Annotated in this window: 13 protein-coding genes; 9 read left to right on the top strand and 4 right to left on the bottom strand. The window is 57.6% G+C overall.

The features are described from left to right. Positions 1–96 precede the first annotated feature (96 nt). The gene (locus Q7W83_RS08960) at positions 97–888 is read left to right on the top strand and encodes a hypothetical protein (protein ID WP_150638720.1); all 792 of its coding nucleotides are present in this window, start codon (positions 97–99) and stop codon (positions 886–888) included. 125 nt (positions 889–1,013) lie between these two features. On the opposite strand, the gene prmB is transcribed toward Q7W83_RS08960, so the two are convergent. Continuing rightward, a complete protein-coding gene (gene prmB / locus Q7W83_RS08955; protein ID WP_458377654.1) occupies positions 1,014–1,922 on the bottom strand; it encodes a 50S ribosomal protein L3 N(5)-glutamine methyltransferase in 909 nt (302 codons plus the stop codon). A gap of 238 nt (positions 1,923–2,160) precedes the next feature. On the opposite strand from prmB, the gene Q7W83_RS08950 reads away from it, so the two are divergent. The 3 genes from Q7W83_RS08950 to Q7W83_RS08940 all read left to right on the top strand — a co-directional run bounded on the left by Q7W83_RS08950 (position 2,161) and on the right by Q7W83_RS08940 (position 3,848). After that, entirely contained in the window at positions 2,161–2,751 is a 591-nt protein-coding gene (locus Q7W83_RS08950) for a cysteine hydrolase family protein (RefSeq protein WP_150631093.1), read from the top strand. Positions 2,752–2,882: 131 nt separating this feature from the next. Next, positions 2,883–3,203 (top strand): hypothetical protein, encoded by a 321-nt coding sequence (locus Q7W83_RS08945; RefSeq protein ID WP_017339763.1) that lies wholly within the window; start codon positions 2,883–2,885, stop codon positions 3,201–3,203. 87 nt (positions 3,204–3,290) lie between these two features. After that, on the top strand, positions 3,291–3,848 hold the full coding sequence (locus Q7W83_RS08940) for a Smr/MutS family protein (RefSeq protein ID WP_008146127.1): 558 nt from the start codon (positions 3,291–3,293) through the stop codon (positions 3,846–3,848). A gap of 36 nt (positions 3,849–3,884) precedes the next feature. Here Q7W83_RS08940 and Q7W83_RS08935 read toward each other — a convergent pair whose 3' ends face one another. Continuing rightward, complete coding sequence (locus tag Q7W83_RS08935) at positions 3,885–6,467, bottom strand: bifunctional diguanylate cyclase/phosphodiesterase (protein WP_150638734.1); 2,583 nt, start codon at positions 6,465–6,467, stop codon at positions 3,885–3,887. Between the two features lie 443 nt (positions 6,468–6,910). On the opposite strand from Q7W83_RS08935, the gene folE reads away from it, so the two are divergent. Together folE and Q7W83_RS08925 are read left to right on the top strand one after the other, a co-directional pair. Continuing rightward, entirely contained in the window at positions 6,911–7,456 is a 546-nt protein-coding gene (gene folE, locus Q7W83_RS08930; protein WP_010456659.1) for a GTP cyclohydrolase I FolE, read from the top strand. 100 nt (positions 7,457–7,556) lie between these two features. Beyond that, positions 7,557–7,928, top strand: coding sequence for a glutathione S-transferase N-terminal domain-containing protein (locus Q7W83_RS08925; RefSeq protein WP_150631091.1), 372 nt, complete (start codon positions 7,557–7,559; stop codon positions 7,926–7,928). An 86-nt stretch (positions 7,929–8,014) separates the two neighbouring features. On the opposite strand, the gene Q7W83_RS08920 is transcribed toward Q7W83_RS08925, so the two are convergent. Next, positions 8,015–9,181 carry an aminotransferase-like domain-containing protein gene (locus Q7W83_RS08920; protein ID WP_150631090.1) on the bottom strand — a complete coding sequence of 389 codons (1,167 nt, stop codon included), beginning with the start codon at positions 9,179–9,181 and terminating at the stop codon, positions 8,015–8,017. Positions 9,182–9,262: 81 nt separating this feature from the next. On the opposite strand from Q7W83_RS08920, the gene Q7W83_RS08915 reads away from it, so the two are divergent. From Q7W83_RS08915 to Q7W83_RS08905, 3 genes are all read left to right on the top strand, one after another. Beyond that, complete coding sequence (locus tag Q7W83_RS08915; protein WP_150631089.1) at positions 9,263–9,709, top strand: MarR family winged helix-turn-helix transcriptional regulator; 447 nt, start codon at positions 9,263–9,265, stop codon at positions 9,707–9,709. 297 nt (positions 9,710–10,006) lie between these two features. Continuing rightward, positions 10,007–11,356 (top strand): NCS2 family permease, encoded by a 1,350-nt coding sequence (locus tag Q7W83_RS08910; protein WP_017339770.1) that lies wholly within the window; start codon positions 10,007–10,009, stop codon positions 11,354–11,356. Positions 11,357–11,424: 68 nt separating this feature from the next. After that, positions 11,425–12,051 carry a LysE family translocator gene (locus Q7W83_RS08905; protein ID WP_008031463.1) on the top strand — a complete coding sequence of 209 codons (627 nt, stop codon included), beginning with the start codon at positions 11,425–11,427 and terminating at the stop codon, positions 12,049–12,051. A gap of 197 nt (positions 12,052–12,248) precedes the next feature. Here Q7W83_RS08905 and uraH read toward each other — a convergent pair whose 3' ends face one another. Further along, complete coding sequence (uraH, locus tag Q7W83_RS08900) at positions 12,249–12,602, bottom strand: hydroxyisourate hydrolase (RefSeq protein ID WP_010456673.1); 354 nt, start codon at positions 12,600–12,602, stop codon at positions 12,249–12,251. Between the last annotated feature and the right edge of the window lie 254 nt (positions 12,603–12,856).

The raw sequence follows: 12,856 nt of genomic DNA, 5'->3' as shown, positions 1-12,856 counted from the left end.
TCTTTTGCCCTCCAGTCCTGAAAAAAACGGCCGATAAGCCTTTGTCGCCAGCGTTATGACTGGCGGCAAGCTGAGCTTGGACAGGATCTCGCCGTTATGACTGATACCCCGACTTCACCCGACACCACCGCTGAAAAAGACGCACCGCCAGTGGTCGAGCTGCCGTGGGCGGACGTCCACGTCGAGCACCATAAGATGCTCCGCCTGGCGCCGTTGCAGACTGACCGCAACACTGGCGGACGGCCACTGCGCTTTGTCGAATTCGGTTACGCCGAACGCAACGACAAGAAACACAGCCTGTTGCGCATGACGATCTCCTTGCCCGGCCAGCGCGTGCGCAAGGAACAGAATCATCTTGATGTGTGGGTCGATCACGCCACCAAACGTGTGCGTTTCGGGCCTGACAGCGGTTTGCAGATCGAACCGATGAACCGTGGCATCGGGCGCTACATGGCAGCCCAAGGCATTACCTGGGCGAAAAAGCGCTGGCCCGGCTACACCGTCGACGGCACCGACCTGAACAACAAGGACGCGCTGAACGAAGACACACGCCTGCGCCGCGATCACTTTCTGAAGGCGCATGGGTTTGAAGTGGTGTATGCCGATGCCCAGCATTTGAAGGGCAGCGTCAAAGAGGTTCAAGTCGGCGATTTGTTGGCGGACTGGAACACCGAGAAGCTGCAGCAGGTGGAAATTCTCGAGGCTGCGCAGATGCTGCAACAGGCCGAGCAGAACCTGGCCGAGCAGGAAGTGAAACTGAAGAAGCACGAAGAAAAGGTCAGCAAGTACAAGCGTGAAGACGCAGGGCTGCGTTTTACCATCACGTGTCTTGTGGCGTTTGCGGTGTTTCAGGCGGGGTTGTTGATCTGGATTGCGACGCACCGGTAAAGATCTGAGACCGCGGCGCGACCATCGCGGGCAAGCCCGCTCCCACAGGTTTTGCGCCGTACCTCAATGATGCGGCACACATAAAACCTGTGGGAGCGTGGCTTGCCCGCGAAGGCTTTCTAAAGTCAGACGCGGGAAGCAAACAGCGCCTGATGCTCGCGGCACTGCTCCGCCGTCAACATGAATACCCCATGCCCGCCGCGCTCGAAATCGAGCCAGGCGAAGTCAACTTCCGGGTACAACGCGTCAACGTGAACCTGGCTGTTGCCCACTTCGACAATCAGCAAACCCTTCTCGGTCAAATGATCCGCCGCTTCGGCGAGCATCCGTCGTACCAGGTTCAAGCCATCGTCGCCACAGGCCAGGCCCAGCTCGGGTTCATGCTGATATTCCTGTGGCATGTCGGCGAAATCTTCCGCATCGACGTAAGGCGGGTTCGACACGATCAGGTCGAAACGCTGACCCGGCAAGCCATCGAAACCATCGCCCTGCACGGTGTAAACCCGCTCATCGACGCCATGACGCTCGATATTCTGGTTGGCCACCTCCAGCGCTTCGAACGACAGATCCGCCAGCACCACTTCGGCGTTCTGGAACTCATAGGCGCAGGCGATGCCGATGCAACCGGAACCGGTGCACAGGTCTAGAATCCGCGCAGGCTCGGCGCCCAGCCAGGGCTCGAAATGCTTTTCGATCAGCTCGCCGATCGGTGAACGCGGGATCAATACACGTTCATCGACAATGAACAACATGCCGCAGAACCACGCTTCACCCAACAGGTAAGCGGTCGGAATGCGCTCTTCGATGCGCCGCTTGAGCAAACGCTGCAACTTGACCAGCTCATCGTCTTCCAGATTGCAGTCGAGGTAGCTGTCCGCAATTTCCCACGGCAAGTGCAAGGCACCCAACACCAATTGACGGGCTTCGTCCCAGGCGTTGTCGGTCCCATGGCCGAAAAACAGATCCTCCCCATGGAAGCGGCTGACGGCCCAACGGATATGGTCACGCAGGGTACGAAGTCGGGAAGTGATCACGGGGTAAACTCCAAAAAAAACGACTGGCGATTCTAACAGCCAAAACGCGCCACGACGACGCAGGAAAAACACCGCCCCCGATGTAGGACAGATCCATTTTTATCGCTGGCTATTGAACAAAACGAAGATCTTGACAAGGCTGCGAGCCAGTAACGACGGCGCTTACGATGGTAGCGATTCACAGAAGCGCTCAGCCAGAGGACAATGTCGCAAAAGCCCCACCCGAAGGAGCCCCAGAATGTCCGTTCCAAAAACGATGTTTCAACTCAGCGGCCGCGGTTATGCCGCCGCCAATCTGAGCCATGCGACCCTTGTCATCATCGATGCCCAGAAGGAATACCTCAGCGGCCCCCTGGCCCTGGTCGGCATGGAGGCTGCCGTCGCGAACATCAAGCAACTGGTGAGCGCTGCCCGCGCAGCCGGTCGGCCCATCGTCCATGTGCGTCACCTCGGCACCGTCGGCGGGCTGTTCGACCCGCAAGGCGAACGCGGTGAATTCATCCCGGGTCTGGAACCACAGAGCGACGAAACCATCATCGGTAAATTGCTGCCGAGTGCGTTTCACGGTACCGAACTGCTTGAGCGCCTGCAGAATCTCGGCTCTTTGGACCTGATCGTCTGCGGTTTCATGAGTCATTCCAGCGTCAGCACCACCGTGCGCGCCGCGAAAAACCTGGGCTTTCGGTGCACCCTCGTTGAAGACGCCTGTGCAACGCGCGATTTGCCCTACAAGGGTGGTGTGTTGAGCGCCGACCACGTTCAACAGACCGAAATGGCGATCATGGCGGACAACTTCGCCACGCTCGCCCTGACCCATGATCTGATCTGATCGACGCTTGATGAGCGGTTCATGGCGCCGCTCATCCGCAAAAGCCTCTCATTAGCTGTAAATGTCATAGCCTCAGGAACATCCCGGTCAACTCCCGGTCGAAGGGCCGATACCCATTGAGGAAGGTCGGAATGAAGTTATCCGATGGTTTTGACGCACGCCGCTTGCGGCCCAAAGGCCAAAGCAACTGGCGTTTTCGATTCGGCGCAGCCTTCGCTGCCTTGCTGGCAACGTGCGGTGTGTTGCTGGCGATGGCCGGCGCCGCCAGTCTGCTGGGCCGCCCTCCGGCGCTCGGCGAACTGAATGCCAGCCCGCTGGGCTCGGCAATCATTCTGGCGGTCGGCCTGTTTCTGCTCTACCTGGGCGTATGGCTGTGGCGTCGTTGCCGTCGCCGTGCACGCCAGTCGCGCGAACTGAACATGTCCCCGCATCTGATGAAAAAACACGACTGAATTGAAGGCCTGACGTTTTGCCGGGCCCCAATTGTTATCGATCGTGTCTCGACTTGGGTAAACTGGCCGCCCTTCGCGGAGGCTGATATGCAAGACGACGATTTTTCCCTGTTCAAAAGCGCGATCCAAGGCGTCAAGCCGATCAAGCACGACCGCGCCGAAACCGGCAAACCCAAGGCTGACCGCGCGCAAATCGCCAAACTGCGTCAGGCCGCCACCGTGCGCACCGATGCCACCACCGTTGATGGCCTGTCCGATCAGTTCGTGATCGATGTCGGCCCGGAAGACGAGTTGATGTGGGCGCGTGACGGCGTGCAGGAAAGCCAGATGCGCAAGCTCAAGATCGGCCAGATCCCCTTCGAAGGCAGCCTCGACCTGCACGGCATGAGCGTGGAAAAGGCCCGGGAAACCCTCTGGGCGTTCCTGGCGGAAGCGACCAAATTCGAAATTCGCTGCGTGCGCGTCACCCACGGCAAAGCCGTACGGCTGGACGGCAAGCGGCCAATGATCAAAAGCCACGTCAACACCTGGCTGCGCCAGCATTCACAGGTACTTGGTTTCACCTCGTGCCAGGCGAAACATGGCGGCGCGGGAGCGGTTTATGTGATGCTCAAACGCACCATGATGGAGGGTCGCGACGAGTAAAATATCAAGCTTGTCGCCCCCTAACAGCAAGTAGCCTCAGGCGTCGCTTTTAGTGGCCGTTGCTGCTTTAAGCCCCACCAAAGCATTGAACGCTTCAGTATCAAGCGGCCGGCTCAGGAAATAACCCTGACCTTCATCGCACGACACCGCTTTCAGCATTTTGAGGTGTTCCACCGATTCAATGCCTTCTGCCGTGACGGTGAGTGCAAGGGCGTGGCCCAAGCCGACGATAGCCTGGATGATGGCCTTGTCATCTTCGCTATCCGCCAGCCGGTTCAAAAAACTGCGGTCAATTTTCAGGCCATCGAAAGGGAATGTGCGCAGGTAGCTCAGCGAAGAGTATCCCGTACCGAAGTCGTCCATGGAGATACGCACGCCGAGGCGTTTCAGCGAGTGCATGACCTCAAGAGCGCCTGCAGCATCTTCGAGCATGACACCCTCTGTTACCTCCAGCTCTACTCGAGCCGGATCGATGCCACAGTCGTGAAGTGTTTTCTGAACGCGCGCTGCCAAATTTCCTTGCTTGAATTCGGTAGGTGAAAGGTTAACTGAAACGAACAGACTTTCCGGCCACCGAGCGGCGTACCTGCAGGCGGTCTCTAGCACCCAGTTGCTCAACGAAAGAATCAGCCCGCTTTCTTCAGCGATGGAGATAAACGTGTCGGGCGGTATCAATCCACGCTCCGGGTGTTGCCACCGTACCAATGCTTCGGCCCCCACCATATGACCATCAGCGATGCGATAGCGTGGTTGGAAATGCAGTCGCAGCTCTCCGTGCTTGATCGCGAAACGCAGGTCGCTTTCCAAACGACGGCGCTCAATTATTTTGGCGTTCATGTCGCCCGCATAAAAACGCCAGGTATTACGCCCCCCTGCCTTGGCCTCGTACAAGGCAATATCCGCATAGCGAAGCAGCTCGGTAGCTTCGCAAGCATCATTGGGCGCCATTGCGATACCAATACTGGCGCTGACGAATACCTCCTGCTCATCGATCTCAATAGGCCGCTCAACGGAATCGATCAGACGTCGGCACAGCACCTCGACTTCCTCTTGGGAGCTCAGATCGGTGAGGATCAGTACAAACTCATCACCGCCGATTCGGGCGACAAGATCCCCATGGCGAACGCAGTCAGCCAGACGGCTGGACACTTCATTGAGTACCAGGTCTCCTGCCGCATGCCCCAACAGATCATTCACCGGTTTAAAGCGATCAAGGTCCAGGCTGAGCATGACCAGAGGTTGTTCTACGGTAGGTAAAGCCTTGAGCTTTCCGTCGAGAAACTCTTGGAGTCGGCTTCTATTCGGCAGCCCCGTGAGGGCATCATGCTGTGAGAGAAATTCAATTTTGCGACGAGCTTCGACTTCTTCGGTGACATCGGTTGCAGTGCCTCGAAACCCGCCCCCGGTCATTCCTCGCGCAGATAGACGGGTGATTCGCTCCTGCCCCTTCGTATCGATGTAGCGGCACTGGACGCTGATGTCCGGGCGACGATTTGGAATGCTCAGCCACTGAGATAACGTGCCTAATTCGGTGTGCAGCAAATCATCCATCCGTGCACCAATCCAAGTGTCCCTAAAGAGCCCTGTAACACCCTCGAAGCGTTCGGACAAATAGATGAAGCGCCAGTCAGCGCCTATTTCCCATACCCAGTCCGAGCTGGCTTCAACGACATCGCGAAAGCGCGCTTCACTGGTGGCGAGCGCGGCCTGACTGCTTTGCAACGACGCATAACTGCAGTCAAGTAGCCGCGCGCCAGCAGTGGTGCGACGCAAGATGACCCAGGTCATCAGGCAAACCAAAAGTGCAGCAACGCCGATCAATGGCAACCCGAGCCCCAATAACCGCAGACCGGGCGTGGACGGACTCCAATGCAAACGGCCTGCATTACCGTTCTCGCCCAATGGAAGAATGGAGGTTCCACCCTCGTCGGAAGTGGCGACGTGCAGACCGGCTACCCCGTAGTCCTTGCCAATCATTTCGAGTTTGGCGCGGTCAAGAACGTCAACGAAAACCAATACCGAGGGCGCTCTGTCATCAGCCACTACGGTCGGGTCGGTTCCCGGCGTGATTGCGGCTGCCGCGACCAACGCAGGGACGCCTCCAAAATCGACGAAGGTTGTTGTTGGCGCTTCTGTTTCCGCTCCTGCGCGGGCTTTATCAAGAATCGCGGTAATGGACTGTTTGAGCCATTCAGTAACTTCAACGGATTTCAGCTCACCGTTGATCACAGCGTAAACCGTGCGATTGACGTCGTTGACGACAAACACACCCGCAATCCCGAAGTCCGTGTAAAGCGTTGTTCCCATGTTTTGCCTTACATAGGCCCAGTCGGGGTCTACCTCAACATGCAGATGCTTGTAAGTGTCCCCCCAAAACGCGTAGTCCTTGACGGTCGATCGAAGAGACTTCTCCAGCGACTCCATGGCCTTCTTCGCATAAAAGGCACTTTCGACTTCCTCTGCCCGGTCTAAATCATGCGCAAGATAAACAAGTGAATAGCCGGCCAGTAAAAAAACACCTGCCAGGAGGCCCACAAACTTGAACAGAGAGGCGCGCGCCAGTGCCACGCTTGAGCGATCGATCGGGGAGCGGGGGCTTGAGAGAAAATCGTTCTGCATACATTCCCGCTGGTCATTGAGACATTTCGATTGAATGACAGGCTATCGGCTGCAACAAATAAATTGTTAATACCTCTTGCCCCTCCAGACTGGCGCTCTTCTCCTAATACAGGCTGATGTTCTGAGGATTTCGCGATAGGTGCTATCGAGGATTGTCGGCAAGCACTTTCAGGTCGTACTGACCGATTTGGGGATTCGTGCCCACCGGCAATACAACTGCCGGCACACATACGCTACCATGTGCCTCATGTCGGGTATGAACCCCGCGTTTATTGCCACTCAGCTCGGTCATGGCGTTCAGACATTGCTATCGACCTACGCCCGAAGGATAAATTCCGGCACCGACAGGTGTGAGTTCGGGACGCTTGAAATAAGCTTGATTGGCGCACAATTGGTACGGAAATAAACAGTACCGCTCTGAAACCCTTATGGAATCAGCCCCTGTGACACTGGAACAGAATTACACCGCGATTCTCGGCCAATTGGGCGAGGACGTGTCCCGCGAGGGCCTGCTCGACACGCCAAAGCGTGCCGCCAAAGCCATGCAGTACCTCTGCCGCGGTTACGAACAGACACTCGAAGAAGTCACCAACGGTGCCTTGTTCAGCTCCGACAACAGCGAAATGGTGCTGGTGAAAGACATCGAGCTGTACTCGTTGTGCGAACACCACTTGTTGCCGTTTATCGGCAAGGCCCATGTCGCCTACATTCCGAGCGGCAAAGTGCTGGGCTTGTCGAAAGTCGCGCGGATCGTCGATATGTACGCCCGCCGCCTGCAGATCCAGGAAAACCTCAGCCGCCAGATCGCTGATGCGGTCCAGCAGGTCACCGGCGCCCTAGGCGTTGCGGTGGTGATCGAGGCCAAGCACATGTGCATGATGATGCGCGGTGTCGAGAAGCAGAATTCGTCGATGATCACCTCGGTGATGCTGGGTGAGTTCCGCGAAAACGCGGCTACCCGCAGCGAGTTTCTCAGCCTGATCAAGTAATTCGTAGCACAAAGAAAACCGGCATTCATCGCCGGTTTTTTTTCGCCTGTGAAAATCAGGTAAGCTGCGCGCCTTCCGTTCGCCCTGTGAGACTTATTCCGTGTTCGTAAAAGCGCTTCGTGTCGGCCTCGGCCAACTGATCATTTTCATCGACTTCATCACCCGTCCCGGCAAAAAGCAGCGCCCCGCTGCTGCTCAGGCCCAGATCGAAACGGCCGCCAAAAGCCTGACCCTGTATCAGTTCCACGCCTGCCCGTTCTGCGTGAAAACCCGCCGCACCTTGCGCCGCCTGAATGTGCCGGTGGCGTTGCGTGATGCAAAGAACAATGAGCAGGATCGTCAGGTGCTGCTGGAGCAAGGCGGTAAGATCAAGGTGCCGTGCCTGCGAATTGAAGAGAATGGCCAGACCACCTGGATGTATGAATCCAAGGTGATCATTGATTATCTGGATAAGCGATTTGCTGCGGCCTGAGGTTTTGGCGGCGTCCTTTCGGACACCACAAAACCCAGACCAAATAAACCGGCCCTCGAGCCGGTTTATTTGTTTCTACCCTCCCCTCAAGCCGCTTTCGCCGCCTGCGCCTGACGCACCACCGCCGCCAACCGCTTGAGCCCTTCATCCAACCGCGCCGGATCGATGTGGCTGAAGTTCAGCCGCAAATGCCCATGATGATTGTCCGGCTCCGGAAAAAACGGCTCACCCGGCATGAACGCCACATCCGCCGCGAGCGCAGCCTTGAGCAACGTGCGCGTATCCAGCGGTTGCTTCAATGTCAGCCAGAAAAACAACCCGCCCTGCGGCACGTTCCAATCGGCCAGATCAGAGAAATGGGTTTCCAGCGCCGACTGAAACGCATCCCGCCGCACCCGGTAAAAATCCCGCAACTCACTCAGGTGTTGCTGGAATTTCTCGGTGCCGATCCATTGCAGCGCCTGCCACTGGCCAACGCGATTGGTGTGCAAGTCGGCGGATTGCTTGAGCTTCAGCAAGTGCGGAAACAGGTCCGGACTGGCAATCAGGTAACCGACTCGCAAACCCGGCAACAGGGTTTTCGACACGGTGCCGGTGTAGATCCAACTGGCTTTTTTCAAGCGACTGACAATCGGCGTCGCGCTGCCGCCGTCGAATGTCAGTTCACGGTAGGGTTCGTCTTCGATCAGGGTGACGCCGAACTCATCCAGCAACGCGGCGACCGCATCGCGCTTGGCCTCGCTGTAGCGCACGGCCGATGGATTCTGGAACGTCGGGATGAGGTAGATGAACGCAGGTTTGTGTTTTTCCAGACGCGTGCGTAGCTCATGCAGATCCGGCCCATCGGCCTCCAATGGCACGGTGATGCAATCGGCACCGAATAGCTGAAAGATCTGCAACGCCGCCAGGTACGTCGGCGCTTCGAGCAGGATTTCGGTGCCTTTGTCGAGGTAGAGCTTCGCTGCCAGATCGAGGGTTTGCTGGGAACCGCTGACTACCAGCACCTGGCTCGCCTCACACGGCACACCCAATGCCCGCGCCTGCGCCGCCAACGCTTCACGCAGCGCTGGCTCGCCTTCGCTCATGCCGTATTGCCCCATGGACAGCGGCATGCCGGCCCATTCGACTTTTGGCAACATGGCTTCGGCCGGCAGGCCGCCGGCGAACGACATCACTTCCGGCCGTTGGGCCGCAGCAAGGATTTCACGGATCAGAGAACTTTTAAGGCGCGAGACACGTTCGGAAAAAGCCATGGGGTCACCGGTAGCGAGGCCTGAGGAAAATGAGTCAAACTGGTTGACCGAAATTACGACAACCCGAACGGATACGTCAACATGCTTGACCTTAAAAATCCCGCCTCCCAACAGCAGGCCATGGAAGCGTTCTTCTTCGGCTACCAAGCGTTTACCGCCAAGGCCGACGAAATGCTCGAGCGTCGCGGCTTGAGCCGGGTGCATCAACGCATCGTGTTTTTCATCGCCCGTTACCCGAACCTGAGCGTCAAGGAGTTGCTGACATTGCTCGGTGTGAGCAAGCAGGCACTGAACATTCCGCTGCGCCAGTTGGTGGAAATGCATCTGGTGAACAGCGTTGCGTCCGAGACTGACAAGCGTAAACGGCTGCTGGAACTGACCGTGGACGGTGCGCGGTTTGAACAGTCATTGCGGCGTGAACAGGTGAAATTGCTGGAGCGGGTGTTTGCCGAGGCTGGGGAGGTGGCGGTGAATGGGTGGTTGGCGGTGAATCTGGCTCTTGGGAAAAGCCGGACTGTTGTTGATTGACTGTTCTGTCCCCATCGCCAGCAGGCTGGCTCCCACAGTGACCGGTGCCGTGCACAAAACCTGTGGGAGCCAGCCTGCTGGCGATGGGGGCCTCGAAGGCGATATATCTCTATCGCCAAATTTTTCGTCTACAAAATCAAAAACATTATTTGCATTATTTGTATACAAAAGCATAATCCACTGCGTGCGAGTTCCTGACCAAGAGATCAACAAATTCGCGAATGCCTCAAAGGGCCGCTGCCACCCTCATGGGTCCGGCCCTGGAAATAACAATAAAACTCTTGAGGAGTACTCGCTGTGGAAAGCCGCAAATCCGAAGCCCCGACGCTCGAACTCTCGCCGCCGTTACGCAATGGCTGGCTGGAGCGCATCTTCAAACTCAGCTTGCATGGCACCACGGTGAAGACCGAGCTGATTGCCGGTCTGACAACCTTCATCACCATGGCTTACATCATCTTCGTCAACCCCAACATCATGGCCGACGCCGGGATCGATCACGGCGCGGCATTCGTTGCGACCTGCATCGCCGCTGCGCTGGGTTGCCTGTTGATGGGCTTGTACGCCAACTGGCCGGTCGGCCTCGCGCCGGGCATGGGTCTCAACGCCTTCTTCACCTACACCGTGGTCGGCACCATGGGCTACAACTGGGAAACCGCCCTCGGTGCGGTGTTTGTCTCCGGCGTATTGTTCATGATCCTGACCTTTTCCAAGATCCGCGAATGGCTGCTCAATAGCATTCCGGTGAGCCTGCGCTTTGCGATGGGCGCGGGGGTCGGTCTGTTCCTCGGCTTGATCGGCTTGAAAACCGCCGGCATTGTCGTCGATAGCCCGGCGACGCTGATCAAGCTCGGCTCCCTGCGCGAGCCCGGCCCGCTGCTCGCCGCCATCTGCTTCCTGATGATTGCCGTGCTCAGCTACCACAAGGTGTTCGGTGCGATTCTCATCAGCATCATTACCGTAACGCTGGCGGGTTGGGGCCTGGGACTGGTGCACTACGAGGGCATCATGTCGGCCCCGCCAAGCCTGGCACCGACCTGGATGGCGATGAACGTCGCCGGCGTGTTCAACGTCAGTATGATCAGCGTAGTGCTGGCCTTCCTCTTCGTGCACATGTTCGACACCGCCGGCACGTTGATGGGCGTCGCCCAGCGCGCCAACCTGGTGAACGCGGACGGTCGTATCGAAAACCTTTCCCGCGCAATGAAAGCCGACAGCGCGTCCAGCGTATTCGGGGCCGTGGTCGGTGTTCCTCCCGTAACAAGCTATGTGGAAAGTGCCGCTGGCGTAGCGGCTGGTGGTCGGACTGGTCTTACCGCAGTGACCGTAGGTGTGCTATTTATTGCAGCCATGTTTTTCGCACCGCTGGCCGGCATGATTCCCGCTTACGCCACCGCCGGTGCACTGATTTACGTGGCGATGCTGATGATGGGCGGCATGGCGCACATCGAATGGGACGAAGCGACCGACAGCATTCCGGCGATCGTCACCGCGATCATGATGCCGCTGACCTTCTCGGTCGCCGACGGTATTGCGCTGGGCTTCATCACCTATGTGGCGTTGAAAGCCGGCACCGGTAAATACAAGGAAATTTCCGTGAGCCTGTGGGTGCTCTGCGCGATTTTCATCGCCAAGTTCATCTTCTTGTAAACACAGGTACTCGCTTGAAAACAGCCTCACCCCGTCGGGTGAGGCTTTTGTGCAAATGGAGGAAAGTGATGAGTCTGGAAACCTGGCTGCTGTTCAGCGGCGCTGCGCTGGTGGTGATCCTGATCCCGGGGCCCCTGTCTTTGCTGATGATCAGCAACAGTCTGAATTATGGTTTGCGTCGTTCTTACCCGGCGTTTCTGGGGGGCGTGATTGCATCTATCTGCTTGCTCAGCGCTTCTGCGCTGGGTCTGGGTGCCTTGTTGCTGGCTTCGGAACAGCTGTTCAGTGCATTGAAAATCGTCGGTGCGCTGTACCTGTTCTACCTCGCCTGGCAGAGCTGGCAGCAATCGCGTCAGCCATCGGTCGGCGCCGAAGTGCCACAGGCTGCGCCGGTGCCGCGCTTTCGCGCCCTGTTCGGACGCGCATTTGTGCTGGGTGCGAGCAATCCGAAAGACATCTTGTTCTTCGCCGCTTTCCTGCCGCAGTTCTTGAGCGCCGGGCAACCGTTCCTGCCGCAGTTGCTGGTGATGATCGCCACGTGGACCGTGCTGGATCTGCTGTGCAAACTGGCTTATGGGCTGGGCGCGCATGGTGCAGCGCGGTACTTGCGCAGTGGCAAGGGGCAGAGCTGGTTTAACCGGGTGAGTGCGGGGTTGTTCAGTGGGGCGGGTGCAGCGTCGCTGTTGAGCCGCTAAAAGCATCGCTAGCAGGCTAGCTCCCACAGGAGATTTGTGAACGCCGCAAATCCAATGTGGGAGCTGGCCTGCTAGCGATTACGTGTGCACGGACGCCACATTTCTCCAGACGAAAAAAAGCCCGCAGTGTGAGCGGGCGAAAGACCAAAGAAGCTATATGCGCAGTCGCTTCTCGGAGGAGGCAGCTGCTTGGGGGATCAGCTGCCGCGGTACGTGGAATAGCTATAAGGCGAAATCAGCAACGGCACGTGGTAGTGATCCTGTTCCGCAGAGATGCCAAACCGCAGCACCACCACATCCAGGAACGCAGGTTCCGGCAGCTGTACGCCACGGGCGCGGTAGTAGTCGCCCGCATGAAACTGCACCTGGTAGACCCCGGAGCGATAGTCATCGCCTTGCAGCAGCGGTGCATCGACACGCCCGTCGCTGTTGGTGATTGCACTGGCGACCAATTCCAGTTGCGAGCCTTCAACGCGGTACAACTCGACCTTGATCGAGCTGCCCGGGCAACCGTGTGCAGCGTCCAAAACGTGTGTAGTCAAACGTCCCATTGATTCTGCGCGCCTGCTGCGTGGAGCAGTCAGACCTCGCGCCTCCCGAAGTCAGTTGAAAGGAGACCGCACCGATTCGGAGCACGAAAAGCTGCGGCGAGCGACTGATTAAGACACTTTTCAAAAAAATTGTACACAATAAAAACGACATTTTTGCAGCCAGCACCGCCATTCAAGGATTCGCCGTCAATCTGAAGCTAAACCATACAAGCAGCGGACCTTCCATCCCTTAGCTGACCAACTGGGCAGGTTTC

This window comes from Pseudomonas sp. 300 (genome assembly GCF_055803035.1).
This window is presented reverse-complemented; position numbering and strand designations above follow the sequence as displayed.